The sequence below is a fragment of the Actinoplanes teichomyceticus ATCC 31121 genome (genome assembly GCF_003711105.1).
Classification (GTDB): Bacteria; Actinomycetota; Actinomycetes; order Mycobacteriales; family Micromonosporaceae; genus Actinoplanes; species Actinoplanes teichomyceticus.
This window is the reverse complement of sequence record NZ_CP023865.1, coordinates 255806-280116: the sequence shown is the minus strand read 5'-3', so window position 1 is coordinate 280116 and position 24311 is coordinate 255806. Positions and strand designations below refer to the sequence as shown.

Below are 24311 nucleotides of genomic sequence, written 5' to 3'. Positions count from 1 at the left end.
CTGGCACGCGCACCCCGATCGCCCGGCGCAATGATCCAACAACCGATGGTAGCCGCGTCAACCGCCTGGACCAGTACGCGAACGGGCGACCTGAACCCTCCCGAATCGGGCCGGCAGAACACCCGAACGGGTACCCCCTCGCGTCATTGGAACCGCTGGGTCGCCGCCCGCTCGGTGGCCACGTAGTCGGCCGCCGACTCGCTGACCGCGACCCTGATCTGACGGAGAATGCTCTCCAGATCGGTCGAGGCGGCCCGCCACCTGGCCTGGCGCTGCGCGTACGCCTCCTGGGCGTCACCCGCCCAGGTGGCCACCAGCGGCGCGGCGTCCCGCTCGAGCTGGTCGAGCTGGGATCGCAGGGTGCGCAGCGCCTTGTCGATGTCGGCGCCGGCCTGCTGCAGGGCACCGAAGTTGACGAGCAGAACTCCGTCGTTCACGAGAAATCCTCCGGGAGAAGTCAGAGCGGCAGCGTGAAGGTGCCACCGGTACGGGCGACACGGCTGGCGGCGTCGGTATCGGTGGCGTGGTACCCGGCGCCGGACGCCCGGATCGCCTGGGCGGTCTCCGCCAGCGCGCGGTTGAGGCTCTGCAGATCGGCCGCATACTGCGTCTTGACCTGCTCGAAGGCGGTGGCGCCCAGCCCTCTCCAGGCGCCGCCGAGCACCGACAGCTCGGACATCAACGTGCTGAGCATCGACTGCAGCCCACTGTTGACCTGATCGAATCTCGCGGCGGTACTCGCCATCACCGCGGACTCGGCCTGCGTCAGCGCCATTCCTAGGTCACCCCCATTTCCGACGTGGACGTCGATTGCAAACGGCATTGCATCGACCGGTGTCATCGCACTAACCGGCGCACGGCGGGATGATCATTCGCTGAGTGACCGCCCGGTCACGCTCCGGGCCTCGACGCTAGGGGATGACGGGACATCGGCGAAACCCCCGATTCCCGGCTTGTGGATAACTTCCCCTGTGGACAACCGACACGGCCGAATCGAATTTCGCCCTACCATGAGCCGCGCATGACGATCGATGTCCGGAGCGATCGAGGAGGCTCGCGTGGCGACGGATGCAGCGGCACCGCGATGGCGGGCCCGCCCCCATGGCGTACGCCTCCATCAGGTGGTCGCCACGCAGGCGGCCGCGGTCCCGGTGCTGATCTCCGCCGCCGTGGGCGGCCCGATCCTGCTCGTCGCCGCCGCCGGCGCGATAGCCCTGCTCCTGGCAACCTGGCTGCGGGTCCGCGAGCGCTGGGCGTACGAGTGGCTTGCCATCGGCCTGCGATTCATCGCCCGGCGCCGGACCGCCGCCACGGTTCTCCAGGTCGCCACCCAGGGCACCCGGCTGTCCTCCACCGATCTACCCGGCGGACCGGCCGCGGTGCTTGCCGACGACTCCGGCCTCACCATGCTTCTCGAGCTCGGCGATCCGGCCGCCCTGCTGGCCGAGGCCCGCACCGAACTACCCGCGCCGTGGGAGCTGTTGTCCGACGACGGCCGTGCACGACCACCGGGTCGGGTCCAGCTGCTGCTGACCGGGGTGCCGGCACCGGCCGGCACGCTCGGAAGCGGCCCGGTGGCCGGCTCCTACCGGATGCTGACCGAGGGCCGGGCGCTCGGTCACGCCCGGGCGATGCTGGCGGTCCGGGTGCTGCGGGCGGAGGGGTGGTCCGACGGTGAGCTGCACCGGACCCTGACGGGCCAGGTGCGCAGGCTGGCCAAACGCCTGCCGGCACAACCGGTCGACGCGGCCGGGACGGCCGGCACGCTTGCCGATCTTGCGTACGCCGATCCCACCGCCGAGATTCACGAGGACTGGACGGTGTTACGGGTCGGCGGCCTGGCCCAGGTCACTTTCCACGGGCAGCCCCGGGCCGTGGCGGGGCCGTCGGCCGCGTTGCTCACCCGGCTGCTCCACCTTCCGGCCGCGGCGACCACCGTGACGTTGACGGCCGATCTTCCGGAGTCCGGGTCCGACGAGCCGCCGTTGATCAGTGTGGCCGTGCGGCTGGCCGCCGCGGAGCCGGCCACGCTCAATGCCGCGGCCGGGGCTCTGCGGCAGCTAGCCGCCGGAGAGCACGTCCGGCTCCGGAGACGAGACGGCGAGCATGGGCCCGGCCTCGCGGCGACCCTCCCGCTCGGCGTGACGAACCATTCACCCCATGGCGAGCTCGGCGGCGAGCCCGAACCCCGCCGGCAACGACAACCCCGCGCCGGGAAACCCCGGCAGCCAGGTCAGGTACCAGACCGCGAACGAACCGGACCGGACGCCGGCTTCGGCAGGCTGGTGTTACCGACCGCCTGGGCCGGGTTGACGGTGGGTCGCAACCGGTACGGCCATCCGGTGCTGATTCGGCTGTTCCGACCGGAGCACACCCGGGCACTGATGATCGGCGGGATGCGATGTGCGCAGCTGGTGGTATTCCGGGCGATGGCGGTCGGCGCACGGGTGCTGGTGCGGACCGACCGGCCGCACGCGTGGGAGCCGTTCGTCCGCGGCACGGCCACGCCCGGGAGCACGATCGGCATCGTGCCGCCTGACCGCCCGGCCGACCTTCCACCCAGTTCACCCGTGCGCCCGCTGCTGGTCGTCCTCGACGTCCCACTACGTCCGGCAACGTGCGACGGCGCCACACCCCCATCCAACGCGGCTCACCCGCGCGCGGGCGCCCATCCCGCGCCCGGCGTGACAAGCATCAATGCCGCGACAATCAACGCGTCGGACATCGCAGCCGGATGGCCCACGCAACCGGACAGCGGCGGATTCCCCCATCCGGCCGCAGCCGACGCGTGGGCCGAAGCCACAGCCGAGGCGCGGACCGGAGCCAGGGCAGGCGCGTGGACCGGAGCCACGGCCGAGGCGCGGGCCGAAGCCACGGCAGACGCGAGGACCCAGGCCACGGCAGGCGCGTGGACCGGAGCCACGGCAGACGCGAGGACCGAACCCCCGACGAACGCCTGGACCGAGGCCACCGCAGACGCGGGGCCGTGGACAGCCACTCTGACCGTTCGGGAGGCCTTCGGCGCGGCTGACGTCGGCGCCGCGATCGGTGCGGACCTGCTCCTGCTGCAAGCGCTGCGGTCGGCCGAAGCCGCTCTGATCGGCACCGCGCTCGCTCTGGGCGACACCGCGCAACTCCTCACGCGGATGCGCCCGGGCATGGTCGGCGTGATCAATCGGCAGGCCGTCCGATGGGCGATGCTCTCCCCCACTCCTGTCGAGAAGGTACTGGTAGGCGATCCGGACCGGTCGACAGATGAGCCATAGGTCTCGATATGTCGGCTTCTTTCGGGGGCGGGGGGATGAAGATCGCGGAGTGTTGTATCCAGCACTGGCACAGCCGTGGCACGATCCCGGGCCATGGGCATCATCATCCGGCTCGTCATCACGGCCATCTCACTGTGGATCACGACCCTGGTCATCGACGGGATCGAGCTTTCCGCGGACACCTCGGCCGGTAAGGCCGGCACGTTGCTGGCGGTCGCGGCGATCTTCGGTCTGGTGAACGCGGTTCTGCGGCCGATCATCAAGACGGTTGGCTGCGGGCTCTACATCCTCACCCTCGGCCTGATGGCGCTGATCGTGAACGGCCTGCTCTTCCTGCTGACCAGCTGGATCGCCGGCGAGCTGGAGCTCGGCTTCCACGTCGACGGCTTCCTGTCCGCGGTCCTCGGCGCGCTACTCGTCGGCATCGTCAGCTGGGTGCTCAACATGCTCGTCCCGGACGGCGACGACTGAGGCACGCACCGCCGGCACGGGTCCGGGCCGCCACGGTTCCGACTGAGGCACGCACCGCCGACGCGGGTCCGGGCCGCCACGGTTACGACTGAGGCACGCACCGCCGACGCGGGTCCGGGCCGCCACGGTTCCGACTGAGGCACACACCGCCGGCACGGGTCCGGGCCGCCACGGTTCCCGACTGAGGCACACACCCGGGCCCCACGGCTACCGAAACGATCCACACACCGGGGCCGGCCCGGCCCGAGCCGCCACGGCCACCCGGTCCGCGCACCGCGGAGCAGGCCAGCTCGGGGCGATTGGCCTCGTGAGGTGAAACATAGGCGACAGGCCGCGGGCGGAGGCCGACCCTACGGTGAAGGCATGAGCAATGAGCGGCGCGGATATCTGTACGGCCTCACGGCGTACGTGATCTGGGGGTTCTTCCCGATCTATTTCAAGCTGCTCCGCCCCTCGTCCCCGCTGGAGATCCTGGCGCACCGGGTGATCTGGTCGGTCGCCTTCGTCGCGCTGCTGCTCTCCGCGCTGCGCAACTGGCGGTTCCTGGGCCGCCTGCTGCGCACGCCACGACTGGTCGGCGGCGTCTCCGCGGCGGCGCTGCTGATCGGCGTGAACTGGGCGACCTACATCTACGGGGTCAACTCGTCCCGGGTCGTGGAGACGGCGCTGGGCTACTTCATCACCCCGCTGGTGGTGGTCCTGCTCGGGGTGACCGTGCAGCGCGAACGGCTACGCGCCTGGCAGTGGACCGCGGTCGGCATCGGCGGGCTAGCGGTGGCCATCCTCACCCTCGACTACGGCCGGCTGCCGTACATCGCGCTCGTGCTGGCCGCCTCGTTCGGCTCGTACAGCCTGATCAAGAAGCGGATGTCGCTCCCGCCGGCCGAGGGGCTGTTCGTCGAGTCGGCGGTGCTGGCGCTGCCCGCGTTCGGCTACCTGACCTGGCTCAACCTGACCGGCGGCGCGGAGTTCGGACACGTCTCGATGTGGCACACGGCGCTGATGCTGTTCTCCGGCGTGGCCACCGCCGTACCGTTGCTGCTCTTCGCCGCCGCGGCGAACCGGGTGCCGCTGGTCGGTCTCGGCATCCTGCAGTACGTCGCGCCGATCCTGCAGCTGGCCTGCGGCATCCTGATCTACCACGAGCCGATGCCGGCCGCCCGGCTGGCCGGTTTCGGGCTGGTCTGGATCGCCCTGACCATCTTCACCACGGACGGGATCCGCAGCGCCCGCACCGGCGCCCGCCAGCGCGCCGAGAGCGAGAAAGCCACCGCCTCGGTCTGACAGCTGATAGACGCACCGGTACCCCGGTGATCCCGGCCGCCGCGCCGGGATCACCGGGGCTTGTAGGTCAGCATCACCTTGCCGTCGAAGCGCACCAGATCCAACCGGTCCAAGCCTTCCGCCGGGAAGTGCGTCACCCCCTGCATCGGGAATTCCGCACCCGGCTTCGGCGTCCACGAGCCGAGCTGTTCACTCTGGTCGTCGGGTCCGTAAGCGATCAGCCGGAACGTGTACGGCTTCGCCGACTCCGCGTACCGGCAGAGCATCTCCACCTTGGTCCCGCCCGCCGTGCCGGTGACCCGGATCGTCGCCGAGACCGGTGACTGGGGGTCCACCGCGCTCATCGCCACCGCCGGCCCGGCCGCCGCGCTGCCCGGCGCCGGCCGGTTCAGCAGCCAGAGCGTGACTCCGCCGCCGAGCACCACGATGAGCAGCACCGCCGCGACGGTGCTCAGGAGTCGTACCGGGAAGGCTCGGACCGGCGGTGCGGCCGGGCGGTGGGAACGTGCCGGCGGCGCGGCCGACAGCGTCGGGTCCAGCAGCTTCGCGAATTCCTCCGCGTCGAGCCGGTCCAGCATGTCCGGCACCCTGGACAGGTCGGCCACCGCTTCCCGACAGAACGAGCACGTCGAAAGGTGCTGCTCGTAGGCCGCCCGTTCCGCCGGCGACAGCGCGCCGAGGACGTACGCGGCGTCGTCGTGCCCGTCCTCGCAGCGCATCTGTTCCGCCTCCAGCCGGCTCTCCGTCATCCGCACTCTGGTACGCGGCAACCGGCCCGGAGGTTCAAATATCTCTTAAAGCCGCACCTCAAGCTGTAGCGATCCGGTGACTCACACCGTCCCCGAGCAGCGGAACGACGACACCGTTCCCGAGCAGCGGAAAACGCTACCGCCACCGGGCGGCGGAAAAACGCTACCGCCACCGGGCGGCCGAAAAACGCAACCCCCACCGGGCGGCCGAAAAACGCAACCCCCACCGGGCGGCGGAAAGACGCAACCCCCACCGGGGCGGCGGAACCGTGATCCTCCCGCCGGCCGGCGGAACTACGATCGGAGAGGGTCAGGCGGTGGCGGACTCGCCACCGGACAGCGCCTCGGCCACGTTCCGCGCGGCGGCGGTCAGCTTGGCTCGCACCACCCGCGCCGAGGTGAGCATCTCGGCGGCCGGCATCGAGCAGGCCAGCACCAGCCGCCGTTCCATGTCGCGGTCGGCCACCACCACCACCGCGGCCGAGGCCAGCCCCTGCCGGAACTGTCCCATCTCGATCTGCATGCCGCGCCGCTCACCGGCGGCCAGATCGGTCTCCAGCGCCTCCGGGGTGGTCAGCGTGGACGGGGTGAACGCACGCATCCCGTAGTCGCGCAGGTACCGCGACCGCTGGTCCGGGGTGAGCGTGGCGAGCAGCGCCTTGCCGAGCGCGGTGGCGTGCCCGCCCTCGTCGAAGCCGGGCGCGACGTCATCCAGGAACGGCGAACGGGCGCCCTCGGCGGAGGCGGTGACCGCGATCCGGCCGCCGACGAACCGGCCCAGGTAGTGGCTGTACCCGGTGTCGAGCGCGGCGCGGCGCAGCGCCTCACCGACGGCGGGCGGGCCGCGGAACGCCGAGACGAGTTCGCGGTACCGGTCGGCGATCTCCAGACCGACGATGTAGGTGCCGTCCTCACGCCGGATCACGTAACCCTCGTAGGCCAGGGTACGCACGAGGTGATAGGTGGTCGCGACGGTCAGCTCGCAGCGCCGGGCGATCTGTTTCACGGTGAGCCCGCGTGGCGCCCGCCCGACCGACTCCAGGACGCGCAGGGCACGCGACACGCTCCGGATGAGATCTGACGGCTCCGCTAGGGGGTCACGCACAGCTACCTCCGAGGCCAGGGACTTACACCATATGAAGAATCATCCGGAGACGGAATGCCAAAACCATGTGGATCACGATCGATTTGCACAGCGGGTGTGATCAATAGGACGGCCCGTGTCCGGGCGTGTCCGAATTGGCTTACTCTGCGGCCGATGCCGCGGACCCCACAACAGCTCCACCAAACCGGACCGACCAGGCGAAATGCCACGCGACCCCGGTCGAGCCCGGACCGCCGCTGTTTTTCTGTTTCGACACCGGTCTTCCGGACCGGTGGATGGGCCGCACAGATCGGCGCGAAGCCGCATTTCCACCGGGGTCACGGCCCGGCCCGCCCGGGCCGGCATCCGCTCGCCCACGGCGACACCGCTCACCGCCGCGGTCACTGTGGAGCGTGACGGCGAATCTGGCGGCCGGCGCCACCGGTCATACGAGGGACACCCGGGCAGCCGGCTGCCGCGCCGGCACGCCTGCGGCGGCGCCTAATTCGTACGGTCGGCGATGTAGTCGCAGAGCGCTTCCATCGCGCGCTTCGGCTCGCCGTCGGGCAGCGGCGCCAGCCGCGCCCGGGCCTCCTCGGCGTAGCCCCGCACCGTCTCCCGCGCCCGCTTCATCGCCGCCGACTCGCGCAGCAGCGTGAGCGCTTCGGCGTGCAGCGCGTCGTCGGTGATCGGCCCGGCGGAGAGCAGCTCCCGCAGCCGCACCGCGGCGGCGTCCGTGTCGTCGGCGGCCAGCGCGTAGAGCACCGGCAGGGTGGGCACGCCCTCGCGCAGGTCGGTGCCGGGCGTCTTGCCCGACTGGATCGACTCGGAGGCGATGTCCAGCAGGTCGTCGGAGAGCTGGAACACCAGGCCGAGCATCTCGCCGTACCCGGCGAGCGCCTCGATCACCTCGGGCCGGGCGCCGGAGAACATGCCGCCGAACCGTGCCGCGGTGGCGATCAGCGAGCCGGTCTTGTCCGCGATGACCTGCAGGTAGTGATCGATCGGGTCGGTGCCGCGCGGACCGGCGGTCTCGGCGATCTGCCCGTGGACCAGGCGGGAGAAGGTCTGCGCCTGCAGGTGCACCGCCTCGGTGCCGAGCTTGGCGGCCAGTTCGGCGGCCTGGGCGAAGAGGTAGTCGCCGACGAGGATCGCCACCGAGTTGCCCCAGCGGGCGTTCGCGCTCGGGGTGCCGCGCCGGACCGGCGCCTCGTCCATGACGTCGTCGTGGTACAGCGTCGCGAGGTGGGTCAGCTCGACCACGTTCGCCGCGTCGATCAGCTCGGGCCGCCTCGGGTCGCCGAACTGCGCGCTCAGCGCCACCAGGATGGGCCGGAGCCGCTTGCCGCCGGCGTCGGCGAGATGGCGGGCGGCCTCGGTCACCAGCGGGTCGGCGCTCGCCAGGTGCTGCCGCAGCGCTTCCTCCACGGCGGCCAGCATCGCCGACACCGACGCGTCCATCGCGGGATCGACGTCGAGGCCCAGCGACGACAACGTCAGATCACCGGTGCTCACCACGCACCCACGATGCCATACCCGTTCACCGCTTTCCGTCCCAGGGGTACAGGCCACAAGATCCAAAAACCGACAGTTCGGGTACCACCGGCACCGCGGCGCCGGTTGCCGGAACGGCACGGGATGCCGGCGTACGCCGAGGTGCCCACGATCGGGCCGGCCGGCCCCGCCGCGGCGCTTTCCCCGGCCGCCCGCCACAACGCCGCAGCGGCCCCGGCGAGACGCCGGGGCCGCTGCGGGAGAACCGATCGGTGCGCACTCAACGGACGAACTGCGATGCCTCACGGGTCAGATCGATCAGCGGGGCGGGCACCACGCCGAGCGCGATCGTGACGATCACCCCGAGCGCCAGGGCGGCCGAGGTGAGGAAGCCCGGGATGGACACCGCCGGCGTGCTCTCGCCCGGCTCGGAGAGCCACATCAGCACGACCACACGCAGGTACGGGAAGGCGATCAACATGCTGGTGACCACGCCGAAGATGACCAGCCAGGTCTGCCCGCCGTCGACCGCCGCCCCGAAGACCGCGAACTTGGCGGTGAAGCCACTGGTCAGCGGGATACCGGCGAAGGCCAGCAGGATGAACGTGAAGACCCCGGCGAGCAGCGGGCTCTTGCGGCCGATCCCGGCCCACCGCGACAGGTGCGTCGCCTCGCCGTCGGAGTCGCGCACCAGGCTGACGATGGCGAACGCCGCGACCACCGAGAACCCGTACGCCACCAGGTAGAACATCGTGCTGCTCAGGCCGTCCTCGGTGAGCGCCAGGACACCGACCATCAGGTAGCCGGCGTTGGCGATCGACGAGTAGGCCAGCAGCCGCTTCATGTCGGTCTGGGTGACCGCGAGGATCGCGCCGACCAGCATGGTCAGCGCCGCCACCGTGCCGAGCACCGGCTGGAAGTCCCAGCGGGCCCCCTCGAACGCGCCGTAGAGCACCCGCAGCAGCGCGCCGAACGCGGCGACCTTGGTGCAGGCCGCCATGAACGCGGTGATCGGGGTCGGCGCGCCCTGGTAGACGTCCGGCGTCCAGACGTGGAACGGGGCGAGCGCGCTCTTGAAGAGCAGGCCGATCGAGACCAGGCCGAGGCCGCCGTAGAGCAGCACCTGGCTGTTCTGCGGACTGGCCACCGCCTGATGGATCGCGTCGAACTGGACGCTGCCGGCGAAGCCGTACAGCAGCGCGACGCCGAACAGGAAGAACGCCGACGCGTACGACCCGAGCAGGAAGTACTTCAGCGCGGCCTCCTGGCTCAGCAGCCGCCGACGGCGCGCCAGCGCGCACAGCAGATACAGCGGCAGCGAGAAGACCTCCAGCGCGACGAACATGGTGAGCAGGTCGTTCGCGGCGACGAAGAGCAGCATGCCGCCCAACGCGAAGGTGGCCAGCGGGTACACCTCGGTGAGCCCGGGCCGGCCGGGCGTCTGCCGGGTGTCGGAGTCCGAGCCGACCACGACGGCCGCCTGGGGGACGAACGCGCCGCCCGCCTCCACCTGCCGCTCCCCGATCAGGAACAGCGACAGCGCGCCGAGCACCAGGATCGCGCCCTGCAGGAAGATGGTCGGCCCGTCCACGGCGACCGCGCCACCGATCGTGACGATCCGGGTGTTCCGGTTGATCACCAGGAAGACCAGCGCGGCCACCACGCCCAGCAGGGCGAGTATCAGCTGGGTCAGGTTGCGGAACCGGCGCGGGATGAGCACCTCGACCAGGACCCCGACGCACGCGACCCCGAAGAGGATCAACATGGGCGCCAGCGCACCGTAGTCGATCGGGGGCAGTTTCAGCTCGCCCATGGCTATCGGCCACCCTTTCCGTCCGCGACCGCGGTGGGAGCCGGGTCGGTCGTGCCGACGTCCTGCAGGGTCGCCTGCACCGCCGGGTTGATCACGTCGGTGACCGGCTTCGGGTAGAAGCCGAGCACCAGCAGGAGCAGGATCAGCGGGGCGACCACGACCTTCTCCCGCAGACTGAGGTCCTTGCGCATGGCCGGCACCTCGTCCAGGGCCGGGTTGAGGGTGCCCTGGGTGGTCCGTTGGATCATCCACAGCACGTACGCGGCGGCCAGGATGATGCCGGCGGTGGCGATCACGGCGTACGCCTTGTGGGTGCTGAACGTGCCGATCAGCACCAGGAACTCACTGACGAACGGCGCCGTGCCGGGCAGGGCCAGCGAGGCCAGACCGGCGAAGAACAGCACCCCGGCCAGCACCGGGACCAGCTTGCCGGCCCCGCCGAAGTCGCTGACCAGCGAGGACCCGCGCCGGGCCACGAACATGCCGACCACGATGAACAGCAGGCCGGTGGCCAACCCGTGGTTGACCATGTAGAGCACCGAGCCGGTGCCGCCCTGCGTGGTGAAGGCGAAGATGCCGATGCCGATGAAGCCGAAGTGGGCGATCGACGTGTACGACACCAGCCGCTTCAGGTCGTTCTGCCCGACCGCCAGCAGGGCCGCGTAGATGATCCCGATCACGGCCAGGACCAGGGCGGCCGGGGCGAACCAGCGCGACGCCTCGGGGAACAGCGGGAGGCAGTAGCGCAGGATGCCGAACGTGCCGACCTTGTCCATCACGCCGACCAGCAGCGCCGCCGCGCCCGCCGGGGCCGCGCCACCGGAGTCCGGCAGCCAGGTGTGGAAGGGGAAGAACGGCGCCTTGATCGCGAATGCCACGAAGAAGCCCAGGAACAGCCAGCGGGCGGTGTTGGTGTCGAACGACCTACCGGCCTCGACCAGCGCGGCGAAGTCGAAGGTGTGCCCGCCGACCACCCACAGCCCGATCACCGAGGCCAGCATGAAGAGCCCGCCGACCAGGCTGTAGAGGAAGAACTTCACCGCGGCGTACTGCTTCTGGCCGGTGCCGAAGGAGCCGATGATGAAGTACATCGGGATGAGCATGATCTCGAAGAACACGTAGAACAGGAAGACGTCCGCCGCGGCGAACACCCCGATCATGGTGAACTCGAAGGCCAGCAGCAGGGCGAAGTAGGCCGGCGCGGATCGCCGGCTGGCGTCGACGTCGTGCCAGGACGCCAGGATCACCACCGGGAACAGCACCGCGATCAGCATCAGCATGACCAGCGCGATGCCGTCGGCGGCGAGGGTGAAGCGCGCGTCCCAGGACGGGATCCAGGCGTACGACTCGCGGAACTGGAAGCGGTCGGTGCTGCCGACCGTGAAGGCGGCCCACATGACGATGCTGAGCGCCAGCACCGCCAGCGACCAGACCAGGGCCACGATCTTGGCCAGCTCGGCCCTCGCCCGCGGGATGCAGGCCACCACGATCGCGCCGGCCAGGGGCAGCAGCGTGAGAACGGAAAGGAACGGGAAGTCTTTCACGCCAGCCACCCCAACTGGATCGCGAGGAAGGCGCCGACCACGAGCATGGCGCCGGTGAGCATGGAGAGCGCGTACGAGCGGACGAACCCGGTCTGCAGCCGCCGCAACCGGCCGGAGCTTCCGCCGACCGCCGCGGCCAGCCCGTTGACCAGGCCGTCGATGCCCTTGGCGTCCAGGTAGACCAGCGCCCGGGTGAGGTACTTGCCGGGCCGCTCGAACACCGCCTCGTTGAACGCGTCGGTGTACAGGTTGCGCCGGGCGGCGGTGACCACGATCCCGGCCGGCTTCGGCTCCAGCGCGGTGCCGTTGCGGAACATCGCCCAGGCCAGACCGGCGCCGGCCACCGTGACCAGCAGCGACAGGACGGTGATGACGGTGTGCGACAGGACGCCGGCCGCCTCGGCCTGCTCCGCGCCGAAGACCGGGTTGAGCCAGTCCGGGACGGTCGTGCTCATCACCCAGCCGGCCGCGACCGAGCCGATCGCCAGCAGAACCAGCGGCACCGTCATGATCGCCGGCGACTCGTGCGGGTGCCGGTTCTCCTCGGTCCACCGGGACGGGCCGTGGAAGGTCAGCACGAACAGCCGGGTCATGTAGAACGCGGTCAGCCCGGCGCCGATCAGCGCCGCGAGCCCGAAGGTCCAGGCCTCCCAGGTCACCTCCCGTTCGAAGGCGGCCGCGATGATCGGCTCCTTGGAGAAGAAGCCGGACAGCGGCGGGATGCCGATGATCGCCAGCCAGCCGGTGGCGAACGTGAGCCAGGTGATCCGCATCGGCTTGGCGAGCGCGCCGAACCGGCGGATGTCCACCTGGTCGTGCATCCCGTGCATGACCGATCCGGCGCCGAGGAACATGTTCGCCTTGAAGAAGCCGTGCGCCAGCAGGTGCACGATGGCCAGGCCGTACGCCGCGCCGCCGAGCCCGACGCCGAGGAACATGTAGCCGATCTGGCTGACCGTGGACCAGGCCAGGACCCGCTTGATGTCGTCCTTCGCGGCGCCGATGACACAGCCGATCAGCAGCGTCAGCGCGCCGACGCTGACCACCACGAGCTGGAGCGTCGTGTTCGCCGAGAAGATCGGGTTGGACCGGGCGATCAGGTACACACCCGCGGTGACCATGGTGGCCGCATGGATGAGCGCGGACACCGGGGTCGGGCCCTCCATCGCGTCCGGCAGCCACGCCTGCAACGGGAACTGACCGGACTTGCCGCACGCGCCGAGCAGCAGCAGCAACCCGAGGACCAGCACCGTGGTCGCGCTCAGCGAGGTGACCCCGTTGAACACGTCCGCGTACTGGGTGCTGCCCAGCGTGGTGAACATCAGGAAGACGCCGATCGCCAGGCCGGCGTCGCCGACCCGGTTCATCAGGAACGCCTTCTTGCCGGCGGTGGCCGCCGACGGCCGGGTGTACCAGAACGAGATCAGCAGGTACGACGCCAGACCGACGCCCTCCCAGCCGAAGTACAGCAGCACGTAGTTGTTGCCCAGCACGAGCAGCAGCATCGCCGCGACGAACAGGTTGAAGTACGCGAAGAACCGCCGCCGGCCCGGATCGTGCGCCATGTAGCCGACCGCGTACAGGTGGATCAGCGAGCCGACGCCGGTGATCAGCAGTACGAAGACCCCGGAGAGCGGGTCGAACAGCAGCCCGAAGTCGACCTTGAGGCTGCCGACGTCGATGAAGTCGAAGAGGCTCAACTCCGCCGACCGGTGCTCGTCGGCGAGGCCGCCGAGCTGGATGAAGAAGATCAGCCCGAGTACGAACGAACCGGCCACCGCCAGCACGCCGAGCCAGTGCCCCCACCTGTCGGCCCGCTTGCCGAGCAGCAGCAGGACCGCCGCACTGAACAGCGGGATGGCCACGAGCAGCCAGATGCCGCTCAGCGCTCCCGTCGCGGGGGCGTAGTCCACAGTGTGTTCCACGACAGTCCCCTTCAGTACTTCAGGAGGTTCGCGTCGTCGACGCTCGCCGAGCGCCGCGTACGGAAGATCGACATGATGATGGCGAGGCCGACCACGACCTCGGCCGCCGCGACGACCATCACGAAGAACGAGATGATCTGGCCGTCCAGGCCGCCGTTGATCCGGCTGAAGGTGACCAGCGCGAGGTTCGCCGCGTTCAGCATCAGCTCGATGCACATGAACAGGACGATCGCGTTGCGCCGCACCAGCACCCCGGCGGCCCCGATGGTGAACAGGATCGACGCCAGGATCAGGTAGTAATCAGGTGTCACGTCGCCGCGCCGCCCTTCGGTTGCTCCGCTTCGCGTTCACTTCTCGGTCCCCTTCGGGGCTGCCTCGGAGGCGGTCAGCTCCCGCACCGGCAGGATCGGCGAGATGCTGCTCTCGGCCCCGTTGCCGTCCGGCAGCCGGGCCGGCGCGGCCACCGACATGGTGTTCGCGTAGACACCCGGGCCGGGCTTGGGGCCGGGGTAGTTGCCGGGGCGGAACCGCTCCTTCATCCGGGTCACCTGGTCCACCCGGTCGGCCTTGGCCCGCTCCACGTGGGCCAGCAGCATCGCGCCGACCGCCGCGGTGATCAGCAGCGCCGAGGTGACCTCGAAGGCGAAGACGTACCTGGTGAACAGCAGGGCGGCCAGGCCGGGCACGTTGCCGTGCTGGTTCGCCGCCTCCAGGCCGGCCGCCGGGGTGTCGGCGAGCGCCCGGCCCAGGCCGGTGCCGACCAGGCCGGCGAACCCGATCCCGAGGACGATCGCGGCCAGCCGCTGTCCGCGTAGCGTCTCGATCAGGGAGTCCGAGGCGTCCCGGCCGACCAGCATCAGCACGAACAGGAACAGCATCATGATCGCGCCGGTGTAGACGATGATCTGCACGAAGCCGAGGAACGGCGCCGAGTTGATCACATAGAGGAACCCCAGGTTCAACATGGTGACGACCAGCCACAGCGCGGAGTGCACCGCGTTGCGGGCCAGCACCATGCCGAGCGCCCCGATCACCGCGAGCGAGCCGAGGATCCAGAACGCGACCTGCTCGCCGGTCGATACGTGGGTCATGCCCCGCCCTCCTTCCGGACCGTGCCGGCCGTCTCCGGCCGCGGCGCGTGGTCCGCCGGGTCGGCGGCGTCGTGCGTGCCGGCCTGGGTCCAGGGCGCCCGCTCGGCGCCGGCCGAGGTGCCCGGGTTGGTCAGCGCGCCGACGTAGTAGTCCTTGTCGGTCTCGCCCAGGCGCATCGGGTGCGGCGGCTGCTCCATCCCGGGCAGCAGCGGGGCCAGCAGCTCCTTCTTCGTGAAGATCAGGTCCTGGCGGCTGTCCCGGGCCAGCTCGTACTCGTTGCTCATGGTCAGCGAGCGGGTCGGGCAGGCCTCGATGCAGAGCCCGCAGAAGATGCAGCGGGTGTAGTTGATCTGGTAGATCTTCGCGTACCGCTCGCCCGGCGAGAACCGCTGCTCCTCGGTGTTGTCGCCGCCCTCGACGTAGATCGCGTCGGCCGGGCAGGCCCAGGCGCACAGCTCGCAGCCGATGCACTTCTCCAGGCCGTCCGGGTGCCGGTTGAGGATGTGCCGCCCGTGGTAGCGCGGGGCCGGCTTGGGTGGCGAGAACGGGTAGTCGGTCGTGATCACCTTGCGGAACATGTGCGCGAACGTCACGCCGAAGCCCTTGAAGGAGCCGGTCAACGTGTTCACGTCACACCTCCTTCGACTCGGAGTCGCCGCCGACGGCGGCCGGGGCACGCTCGGCGACCGCACGGCGGGCGCGCGGGCTCGGCGGAACCTGCAGGTCCAGCGGGGGGATCGGGAAGCTGCCCGGGGGCCGGGCGGCGACCTCCTCCTCCACCGAGACCGGCTTGGGCTTCTCGGCTGACGGCCAGGCCCACGCGACCACCAGCACGACCAGCGCGATCGCCGCGGTGGAGATCCACCGGACCTCGGTGGAGAGCGCGCCGCTGCGGGCGACCTTGAAGTAGGCCAGGAAGAGGATCCAGACCAGGTTGATCGGGATCAGGACCTTCCAGCCGAACCGCATGAACTGGTCGTACCGCAGCCGGGGCAGCGTGGCCCGCAGCCAGATGAAGCCGAACAGCAGCGCGAACACCTTCAGGAAGAACCAGATCAGGGCGAAGTAGCCGGAGTTGGCGCCCGCCCAGACCGCGGTGATCGGCCACGGCGCGCGCCAGCCGCCCAGGAACAGCGTGGTGCAGAACGCCGAGACGGTGATCATGTTGATGTACTCGGCCAGGAAGAACAGCGCGAACTTGAACGACGAGTACTCCGTGTGGAAGCCGCCGACCAGCTCCGACTCCGCCTCGGGCAGGTCGAACGGGGCCCGGTTGGTCTCACCGACCGCCGAGATCACGTAGATCAGGAAGCTCGGCAGCAGCTGCAGGGCGTACCAGCCGGGCATGGTGATCTCGACGCCGAACAGCTCGGTCGGGTCGCCGGACGCCTGCGCCGCGACGATCTGCGAGGTGCTCATGCTGCCGGCGGTCATGAAGACCGCGACGATGGAGAGGCCCATCGCCACCTCGTACGAGATCATCTGCGCGCTCGACCGCAGGCCGCCCAGCAGCGGATATGTCGAGCCGGACGCCCAGCCGGCCAGCACCACGCCGTACACGCTCATCGACGAGCAGGCCAGCAGCACCAGCACCGAGACCGGCACGTCGGTGAGCTGCAACGCGGTCCGGTGTCCGAACATGTTCACCACGCCGCCGAACGGGATCACCGCGAAGGCGGTGAACGCCGTGGTCGCCGAGATCACCGGGGCGAGGAAGTAGACCACCTTGTCGGCGGTCTTCGGGATGATCTCCTCCTTGAACGGCAGCTTCAGGCCGTCGCTCAGGCTGGTCAGCCACCCCTTCGGCCCGACCTGGTTGGGGCCGGGCCGGACCGCCATCCGGGCCACGACCTTGCGCTCGTAGTTGATCGTGAACAGCGTCAGCAGCAACAGCAGGACGAACACGCCGAGCAGCTTGATCAGCAGGATCCACCAGGGATCCTGCTCGAACGTCTGCAGGGTCGGGTCCTCCGCGTGCGCCGCGAGCAGGAGATTCATCGTTCAGCTCCCTCGGCGAGAAGCGGACCGGGCAGACCGGCCGACAACCGGACCACCGCGCCCGCGGTGACGCCGAGGCTGCGGCGCACCGTCGAGGCCGGCGAGTTGGTGGGCAGCCACACCACCTGCCGGGGCAGGTCGGCGATCGCCGCCGGCAGCGAGACCGATCCCCGATCGGTGCGCACCGTGAGCAGGTCACCGTCAGCGACCCGCAGCTGCTCGGCCAGCTCCTTGCCGAGCCGGACGACCGGCGGGCGGGCCGTGCCGGCCAGCACCTCGTCGCCCTCCAGCAGCGAGCCCCGGTCGATCAGCTGATGCCAGGTGGCCAGCACCGCGGCCCGCTCCCCCGGCTCGGCGACCGCCACCGGCGCCACCGACGGCGGCTCGGGCCGGGCCGTACCGGCCGGCATGGCACCCAGCTCGCGCCGCACCGCCTGCACGTCGCCGGTGTTCAGGGTGACGTCCAGCAGCGCGGCGACCGCCTCCAGCACCCGGCCGTCGGTCATCGCCGAGCTACCCGGGAGGACCGTCCCGAAGGACCGCAGCCGGCCCTCCCAGTCCATGTAGGTGCCGGACTTCTCCACCGCCGGCGCGACCGGCAGCACCACGTCGGCGCGCCCGGTCACCGCGCTGTGGCGCAGCTCCAGACTGACCAGGAAGGGCACCGCGTCCAGCGCCCGCTCGGCCAGCAGCGGGTCGGCCAGGTCGTCCGGGTCCACCCCGCCGACCAGCAGGCCGCCGAGCGTCCCGTCGGCCGCCGCCGCGATGATCGCGTCGACGTCCCGGCCCGGCCGGCCGGGCAGCATCCCGGCGTCGACGGACCAGGCCAGCGACAGCTCGGCACGGGCCGCCGCGTCGGTGACCGGGCGGCCGCCGGGCAGCAGGTTCGGCAGGCAGCCGGTGTCGAGCGCGCCCCGGTCGCCGGCCCGGCGCGGCACCCAGGCCAGCCGGGCGCCGGTCCGGGCGGCCAGCGCCGTGGCCGCGGACAGCCCGCCCGGCACGGTGGCCAGGCGCTCGCCGACCAGCAGCAGGCTGCCCGGCGCGCGGAGCGCCGCGGCCACCGCCGGGTCGGTGTTCAGCAGCCGGGCCTCGTCGCCCGGCACGGCCGCGACGAGCGCGGCGCCGAGCTTCTCCAACCCCCGGGACAGACCCGGTGCGATGGCCGTGACCTGCAACTTCTTCTTGGTGTACGCCTTGCGCAGGCGCAGGAAGAGGATCGGGCACTCCTCCTCCGGCTCCAGCCCCACGATCAGCGCGGCCGGCGCGCTCTCCACATCGGCGTACGTGACCTCGGCGATCCCGGCCACCGCGGCGGCGAGGAAATCGGCCTCCTCGGTGATCTCGGCCGGCGAGCCGGAGGCGCGCACCGGACGGGCCCGGAAGTCGATGTCGTTGGTACCGAGGACGAGCCGGGCGAATTTCGCGTACGCGTACGCGTCCTCCACGGTGAGCCGCCCGCCGGTGAGCACCCCGACGCCGCGCTCGCGTGCCGCCCGCAGCCCCTCCGCCGCGGCCAGCAGCGCCTCGCTCCAGGACGCCTCGCGCAGCTGGCCGCTGCGCGCGTCCCGGACCAGCGGCGTGGTGATCCGGTCGGTGGCCGTGGCGTAGCGGAAACCCCACCGGCCCTTGTCGCAGTTCCACTCCTCGTTGACCGCCGGGTCGTCACCGGCCAGCCGGCGCAGCACCTTCCCGCGCCGGTGGTCGGCCCGCATGGCGCAGCCGGCGGCGCAGTGCTCGCACGCGGTCGGCGTGGACACCAGGTCGAACGGGCGGGCGCGGAACCGGTACTGCTGGCCGGTGAGCGCGCCGACCGGGCAGATCTGCACGGTGTTGCCGGAGAAGTACGAGTTGAACGGCACGTCCCCGGCGCCCTCGCCGACCTGGCCGTCGCCGGTGCCCGTGCCGCCGAAGAAGTCGTCGCGGTACACGTTGATCTGCTCGCCGGACGAGCGGTCCATCAGGTCGATGAACTTGTCGCCGGCGATCTCCTCGGAGAACCGGGTGCAGCGCTGGCACAGCACGCACCGCTCCCGGTCCAGCAGCACCTGGCTGGAGATGTGGATCGGCTTCTCGTACTCCCGCTTGTGCTCGTGGAACCGGGAGTCGGCGCGGCCGGTGCTCATCGCCTGGTTCTGCAGCGGGCACTCGCCGCCCTTGTCGCAGGTCGGGCAGTCCAGCGGGTGGTTGATCAGCAGCAGCTCCATCACGCCGGCCTGGGCCTTGGCCGCCACCGGGGAGCTGAGCTGGGTCTTGACCACCATGCCGTCGGCCACCGTCTGGGTGCACGAGGCGACCGGCTTGCGCTGCCCCTCCACCTCCACCAGGCACTGCCGGCAGGCCCCGGCCGGGGCCAGCAGCGGGTGGTCGCAGAACCGCGGGATCGCGATGCCCAGCCGCTCGGCGACCCGGATGACCAGCTCGCCCTTCTCGGCCGTGACCTCGACCCCGTCGATGGTCAGCGAGACGGTGTCGGCCCGCTTCTCTACATCGGTCATCAGTGCGCTCCCACCAGGCTCTTCTCGGACAGCCGGGGAGCCGTGCGGCCCTCGATGTAGCCGAGGTAGTCGTCCCGGAACCACTTCAGCGTCGAGACGACCGGCGTCGCCGCGCCGTCGCCGAGGCCGCAGAAGGACCGGCCGAAGATGTTGTCCGCGGTGTCCTGCAGCGTGTCCAGGTCGGCGTAGGTGCCCTGACCGGCGAGAATGCGCCGGTACGTGCGCACCATCCAGTAGTTGCCCTCCCGGCACGGGGTGCACTTGCCGCACGACTCGTGGTGGTAGAACTCCAGCCACCGCCACGTGTTGTAGACCGGGCAGTCCTGGTCCGAGAAGATCTGCATGGCCGTGGTGCCGAGGATCGAGCCGGCCGCCGCGACGCCCTCGAAGTCCATCGGGGTGTCGATGTGCTCGGCGGTCAGGATCGGCGTGGACGAGCCGCCCGGGGTCCAGAACTTGAGGTTGTGCCCCGGCTTCATGCCGCCGGCCAGCTCGATCAGCTCACGCAGGGTGATGCCCAGGCCGCACTCGTACTGCCCGGGATGGGCGATCCGGCCGGAGAGCGAGTAGATCATCGGGCCGGCCGACTTCTCCGTGCCCATGCTCTTCCACCAGTCGGCCCCGCCCAGCACGATGTAGGGCACGCTGGCGATGGTGCCGACGTTGTTGACCACGGTCGGGCTGGCGTACAGGCCGGCGACGGCCGGGAAGGGCGGGCGCAGCCGGGGCTGGCCGCGGAACCCCTCCAGCGAGTCGAGCAGCGCGGTCTCCTCACCGCAGATGTACGCCCCGGCCCCGCTGTGCACCACCAGGTCCAGGTCGAACCCGGAGCCGAGGATGTTCTGCCCGAGGTAACCGGCGGCGTACGCCTCCCGGACCGCGTTGCGCAGCCGCCGGGCGGCGTGCACCGCCTCCCCGCGGATGTAGATGAACGCCCGGCTGGCGCGGATCGCGTAGGAGGCGATGATCGCCCCCTCCACCAGCGAGTGCGGGTCGTACGTCATCAGCGGCAGGTCCTTGCAGGTGCCCGGCTCGCCCTCGTCCGCGTTGATCACGAGGTAGTGCGGCTTGCCGTCGCCCTGCGGGATGAACCCCCACTTGAGGCCGGTCGGGAAGCCCGCCCCGCCGCGGCCGCGCAGCCCGGAGTCCTTGATCAGCTGGATCAGGTCGTCCGGGTGCACGTCGAGTGCCTTGCGGACCGCCTGGTAGCCGTCGAGCCGCTCGTAGACGCCGATCTGCCAGGCGTCCGGCGAAAGCCAGCGCTTGGTGAGCACCGGGGTCAGCTTCTGGAGCACCTCCGGCCGGGGTTGAGTCATTTCTGCTCCTCCGAGCCACGGGTCGGATCGGGCGTACGCGGGCTGTCACCCGCCGGTTTGGCGTCCCCGGCCGGCGCGTTGCCCGCGACGCCGGCCGCCTCCGCGGCGTTCGCCGGCGGCGGGCCGGCGGCGTCCGCGCCCGGCTCGGCCGGTTCGCCGGCGGTGGGATTGCGCAGTTCCGCGGTACGGACCTGGGGGTCCTCGGCCTTCTCGCCGGCGTTGCGGCGGGTCTTGTCGGCCACCGCGCCGACCGCCGACCTGACCGCCTGGACCGCCGTCGCGACCTTGCCCGTCTTCTCCGCGGCCGGCTTCTGCGTGGACTCGGGGAGCGCGCCTGGGTCGCGGGCCGGCTTGGTCTTGGTGATCGGGGTGTCCAGGTGGAAGCCGGCCACCGCGATCCCGTGCTCCTGGGCGAGCCGGACGCCGCGCAGGGTCGGCGCCCCGGCCACCCCGTCGCCGACCGCGCCCTCGCGCGGGTCGGCGAAACCGGCGAGCTGGTACTGCATCTCGCGCAGGGAGCAGATCCGGGCGCCCCGGCTGGGCGTGGGGCGCTCGCCGTCGCGCAGCCGGTCGACCAGCTCGACCGCGGACTCCGGGGTGGCCTGGTCGACGGTGAAGTCGTAGTTGACCGTCACCACCGGCGCGTAGTCGCAGGCGGCCAGGCACTCGGCGTGCTCCAGCGTGATCCTGCCGTCGGCGGTGGTCTCGTCGTGACCCACGCCGAGGTGCTCGGCAAGCCGGTCGTAGACCTCCTGCCCGCCGAGCACGTTGCACAGGGTGTTGGTGCAGACGCTGACCAGGTACTCACCGGTGGGCCGGCGCTTGTACATGGTGTAGAACGTGGCGACCGCGCCGACCTGGGCCTTGTTGATCCCGAGGAGCTCCGCGCAGAACGCCACGCCGGCCGGGCTGACGTAGCCCTCCTCGGTCTGCACCAGGTGCAGCAGCGGCAGCAGCGCCGAGCGCTCCCGGCCCGCCGGGTAGCGGGCCAGGATCTCCTGCGCGGCGCCGAGCAGCTTCTCCGCGAGCGGAGCCGCCGCCGGCGAGAACTCGATGGCACTTGCGGACATCAGCGATCACACCCACCCATCACCGGGTCCAGGGACGCGCCGCCGGCGATCACGTCGGCGAGCAGCGCGCCCTCGGCCATCGCGGGGATGGCCTGCAGGTTGACGAAGCTCGGCTCGCGGTAGTGCACCCGGTACGGGTGGGTGCCGCCGTCGGACACCGCGTGTACGCCGAGTTCGCCACGCGGGTGCTCCACCGCCACGTAGACCTGGCCGGGCGGGACCCGGAAGCCTTCCGTCACGAGCTTGAAGTGGTGGATCAGCGACTCCATCGACTGACCCATGATCTTGGCGACGTGCTCCAGCGAGTTGCCGAGGCCGTCGACGCCCAGCGCGAGCTGCGCGGGCCACGCGATCTTCTTGTCCGCGATCCAGATCGGGCCCGGCCGGAGCCGGTCGAGCGCCTGCTCGACGATCTTCAGGGACTCCCTGATCTCGGCCAGCCGGACCAGGTAGCGGCCCCAGACGTCGGCGGTGGTCGCGGTCGGGACGTCGAACTCGTACGTCTCGTAACCGCAGTACGGCATGGTCTTGCGCAGGTCCCAGGGCAGGCCGGCGGAGCGCAGCACCGGGCCGGTGATGCCCAGGGCCAGGCAGCCGGTCACGTCCAGGACGGCGACCCCCTGCGTGCGCTTCTGCCAGATCACCTGGCCGGAGAGCATCGCCTCGTATTCCTTGAGCTTCTTCGGCAGGTACTTGAGGAAGTCCCGGATCTTGCGGACCGCCGAGTCGGGCAGGTCCTGGGCCAGGCCGCCGGGGCGGATGTAGCCGTTGTTCATCCGCAGGCCGGAGGTCTCCTCGAAGATGTCGAGGATGTACTCGCGCTCCCGGAAGCCGTACAGCATCATCGAGATCGCGCCCAGTTCCATGCCGGTGGTGGCCAGCCAGACCAGGTGCGAGGCGATCCGCTGCAGCTCCATGAACATGACCCGGATCGTGGTGGCCCGCTCGGTGATCTGGTCGGTCACCCCGAGCAGCTTCTCCACCGCGAGGCAGTAGGCCGTCTCGTTCGACATGTTGGACAGGTAGTCCATCCGGGTCACGAACGTGACGCCCTGGGTCCAGGTGCGGTACTCCAGGTTCTTCTCGATCCCGGTGTGCAGGTACCCGACCACCGGGCGGGCCTCGGTCACCGTCTCGCCCTCGAGCTCCAGCACCAGCCGGAGCACGCCGTGCGTGGACGGGTGCTGGGGACCCATGTTGACGACGATCTTCTCGTTGCTGAGCGGGTCGATGCTGGACGTGACGCTGTCCCAGTCGCCACCGGTGACCGTGAAGACCCGGCCCTCGGTGGTCTCGCGCGCGCTCGCGTATTCCGAAGTTGTCACTGGTAGACCCTCCGCTGGTCGGGCGGCGGGATCTCGGCGCCCTTGTACTCCACGGGCACCCCGCCGAGCGGGTAGTCCTTGCGCTGGGGATGGCCCTCCCAGTCGTCCGGCATCAGGATCCGGGTGAGGTTGGGGTGGCCGGCGAAGACCACGCCGAACATGTCGTAGACCTCCCGCTCCTGCCAGTCGGCGGTCGGGTACACGCTGGTCACGCTCGGCACCGGCACGCCGTCGGCGACGGCGACCTCCAGACGCACCCTCCGGCGGTACGTCATCGAGGTGAGCTGGTACGCGATGTGGAAGCGGCGCTCGTCGCTGCCCAGGTAGTCGACGCAGTCGACAGAGGAGCAGAGCTCGAATCTGAGGGACCCTTCGTCCCGCATTACCTGACAGACGTCCTTGATTTTCTCGGGCCTGATGTGAAGTGTGAGCTCCGCCCTATCCACCACCACCTTCTCGATGGCTTCGGAGAGGGCCGGATAAGCTTCCTCCAACGCGTCATAGACGTCGTCGAAATATCCGCCGTACGGCCGTGCGCTGCCAAGAACAGCAGGTCGGGGGCGGACCAGGCGACCGAAGCCGGAAACATCTCCGGTGCCTTTGACGCCGAACATGCCCTTATCCGGGCTGGGCGGCGTCTGCGCGGGTGCACCTATATTCACACCACTCGTTGCGGCGACGGGAACGTCACCGTCCGTTCCGGGTCGAATAGTCATTTGCCACCCTCCCGCAAATGCGGCTGGAGCTTCATCCAGTTCTCGATCCGCAATTGCTCCTCGCGGCCTTCCTTGACGGCCTGCGTCCATTCCGCCCGGCGGACCTTGTCCACCCGGTACGACGACGGCATGGCGCCCGGTGCGACGAGCGGCAGTTTGCCCTCGGCGCGGCGCTGTTCCAGCATCTTGCGGCCGTTCGGGCCGAGCGGCTGGGCCATCACCTTCTCGCGCATCTTGAGGATCGCGTCGATCAGCATCTCCGGCCTGGGTGGGCAGCCCGGCAGATAGATGTCGACCGGGACGATGTGGTCCACACCCTGCACGATGGCGTAGTTGTTGAACATGCCGCCGGACGAGGCGCAGACGCCCATCGAGATCACCGCACGCGGTTCCGGCATCTGGTCGTAGATCTGCCGGACCACCGGGGCCATCTTCTGGCTGACCCGGCCGGCGACGATCATCAGGTCGGCCTGGCGGGGCGAGGCCCGGAACACCTCCATGCCCCAGCGACCCAGGTCGTAGTGCGGGCCGCCGGCGGCCATCATCTCGATGGCGCAGCAGGCGAGGCCGAAGGTGGCGCCCCAGAACGACGACTTGCGGGCCCAGTTCGACAGCTTCTCGACCGAGGTGAGGAGGATGCCGCTGGGCAGCTTCTCTTCGATTCCCATGG

Annotated in this window: 20 protein-coding genes and 1 pseudogene; 3 read left to right on the top strand and 18 right to left on the bottom strand. The window is 70.5% G+C overall.

Annotated elements, in window-relative coordinates:
• Positions 1-143: 143 nt before the first annotated feature.
• Positions 144-437: a WXG100 family type VII secretion target gene (locus tag ACTEI_RS01255; RefSeq protein ID WP_122975951.1), complete on the bottom strand. Its 294-nt coding sequence runs from the start codon at positions 435-437 to the stop codon at positions 144-146.
• 20 nt (positions 438-457) lie between these two features.
• Complete coding sequence (locus tag ACTEI_RS01250; protein WP_122975950.1) at positions 458-775, bottom strand: WXG100 family type VII secretion target; 318 nt, start codon at positions 773-775, stop codon at positions 458-460.
• Between the two features lie 604 nt (positions 776-1379).
• Here ACTEI_RS01250 and ACTEI_RS01245 point away from each other — a divergent pair.
• The 3 genes from ACTEI_RS01245 (at position 1380) to rarD (ending at position 5021) form a co-directional block, all read left to right on the top strand.
• Complete coding sequence (locus ACTEI_RS01245) at positions 1380-3266, top strand: hypothetical protein (RefSeq protein WP_145830791.1); 1887 nt, start codon at positions 1380-1382, stop codon at positions 3264-3266.
• A 93-nt stretch (positions 3267-3359) separates the two neighbouring features.
• Positions 3360-3737, top strand: a complete 378-nt coding sequence (locus ACTEI_RS01240) for a phage holin family protein (protein ID WP_122975948.1) — start codon at positions 3360-3362, stop codon at positions 3735-3737.
• A gap of 363 nt (positions 3738-4100) precedes the next feature.
• On the top strand, positions 4101-5021 hold the full coding sequence (gene rarD, locus ACTEI_RS01235; RefSeq protein WP_122975947.1) for an EamA family transporter RarD: 921 nt from the start codon (positions 4101-4103) through the stop codon (positions 5019-5021).
• 50 nt (positions 5022-5071) lie between these two features.
• Here rarD and ACTEI_RS01230 read toward each other — a convergent pair whose 3' ends face one another.
• The 16 genes and pseudogenes from ACTEI_RS01230 to ACTEI_RS01150 all read right to left on the bottom strand — a co-directional run bounded on the left by ACTEI_RS01230 (position 5072) and on the right by ACTEI_RS01150 (position 24309).
• Entirely contained in the window at positions 5072-5770 is a 699-nt protein-coding gene (locus tag ACTEI_RS01230; RefSeq protein WP_239082527.1) for an anti-sigma factor family protein, read from the bottom strand.
• A gap of 310 nt (positions 5771-6080) precedes the next feature.
• Positions 6081-6875 carry an IclR family transcriptional regulator gene (locus ACTEI_RS01220; protein ID WP_122975946.1) on the bottom strand — a complete coding sequence of 265 codons (795 nt, stop codon included), beginning with the start codon at positions 6873-6875 and terminating at the stop codon, positions 6081-6083.
• Between the two features lie 480 nt (positions 6876-7355).
• Positions 7356-8315 (bottom strand): polyprenyl synthetase family protein, encoded by a 960-nt coding sequence (locus ACTEI_RS01215; protein ID WP_187645971.1) that lies wholly within the window; start codon positions 8313-8315, stop codon positions 7356-7358.
• A 313-nt stretch (positions 8316-8628) separates the two neighbouring features.
• Positions 8629-10161 (bottom strand): NADH-quinone oxidoreductase subunit NuoN, encoded by a 1533-nt coding sequence (gene nuoN / locus ACTEI_RS01210; RefSeq protein ID WP_122975945.1) that lies wholly within the window; start codon positions 10159-10161, stop codon positions 8629-8631.
• Positions 10162-10163: 2 nt separating this feature from the next.
• On the bottom strand, positions 10164-11705 hold the full coding sequence (locus ACTEI_RS01205; protein WP_122975944.1) for an NADH-quinone oxidoreductase subunit M: 1542 nt from the start codon (positions 11703-11705) through the stop codon (positions 10164-10166).
• Positions 11702-13630 (bottom strand): NADH-quinone oxidoreductase subunit L, encoded by a 1929-nt coding sequence (gene nuoL, locus ACTEI_RS01200; protein ID WP_122975943.1) that lies wholly within the window; start codon positions 13628-13630, stop codon positions 11702-11704. Before nuoL ends, ACTEI_RS01205 begins: the two co-directional genes overlap by 4 nt.
• 11 nt (positions 13631-13641) lie before the next feature.
• Positions 13642-13941, bottom strand: coding sequence for an NADH-quinone oxidoreductase subunit NuoK (gene nuoK, locus ACTEI_RS01195; protein ID WP_089295959.1), 300 nt, complete (start codon positions 13939-13941; stop codon positions 13642-13644).
• Positions 13942-13977: 36 nt separating this feature from the next.
• Positions 13978-14721: an NADH-quinone oxidoreductase subunit J gene (locus ACTEI_RS01190; protein ID WP_122975942.1), complete on the bottom strand. Its 744-nt coding sequence runs from the start codon at positions 14719-14721 to the stop codon at positions 13978-13980.
• 27 nt (positions 14722-14748) lie between these two features.
• Positions 14749-15350: pseudogene (gene nuoI, locus ACTEI_RS01185) on the bottom strand (NADH-quinone oxidoreductase subunit NuoI); the annotation flags it as partial.
• Between the two features lies 1 nt (position 15351).
• Positions 15352-16719, bottom strand: a complete 1368-nt coding sequence (gene nuoH / locus ACTEI_RS01180) for an NADH-quinone oxidoreductase subunit NuoH (protein ID WP_122975940.1) — start codon at positions 16717-16719, stop codon at positions 15352-15354.
• A complete protein-coding gene (locus ACTEI_RS01175; protein ID WP_122975939.1) occupies positions 16716-19214 on the bottom strand; it encodes an NADH-quinone oxidoreductase subunit G in 2499 nt (832 codons plus the stop codon). The genes nuoH and ACTEI_RS01175 overlap by 4 nt, the downstream gene beginning before the upstream one ends.
• Complete coding sequence (nuoF, locus tag ACTEI_RS01170) at positions 19214-20530, bottom strand: NADH-quinone oxidoreductase subunit NuoF (RefSeq protein WP_122975938.1); 1317 nt, start codon at positions 20528-20530, stop codon at positions 19214-19216. The genes ACTEI_RS01175 and nuoF overlap by 1 nt, the downstream gene beginning before the upstream one ends.
• A complete protein-coding gene (gene nuoE / locus ACTEI_RS01165) occupies positions 20527-21600 on the bottom strand; it encodes an NADH-quinone oxidoreductase subunit NuoE (RefSeq protein WP_122975937.1) in 1074 nt (357 codons plus the stop codon). Before nuoE ends, nuoF begins: the two co-directional genes overlap by 4 nt.
• Positions 21600-22925: an NADH-quinone oxidoreductase subunit D gene (locus tag ACTEI_RS01160; RefSeq protein ID WP_122975936.1), complete on the bottom strand. Its 1326-nt coding sequence runs from the start codon at positions 22923-22925 to the stop codon at positions 21600-21602. The genes nuoE and ACTEI_RS01160 overlap by 1 nt, the downstream gene beginning before the upstream one ends.
• Positions 22922-23641 (bottom strand): NADH-quinone oxidoreductase subunit C, encoded by a 720-nt coding sequence (locus ACTEI_RS01155; protein WP_122975935.1) that lies wholly within the window; start codon positions 23639-23641, stop codon positions 22922-22924. The genes ACTEI_RS01160 and ACTEI_RS01155 overlap by 4 nt, the downstream gene beginning before the upstream one ends.
• On the bottom strand, positions 23638-24309 hold the full coding sequence (locus ACTEI_RS01150) for a NuoB/complex I 20 kDa subunit family protein (protein WP_122975934.1): 672 nt from the start codon (positions 24307-24309) through the stop codon (positions 23638-23640). The genes ACTEI_RS01155 and ACTEI_RS01150 overlap by 4 nt, the downstream gene beginning before the upstream one ends.
• Positions 24310-24311 lie beyond the last annotated feature (2 nt).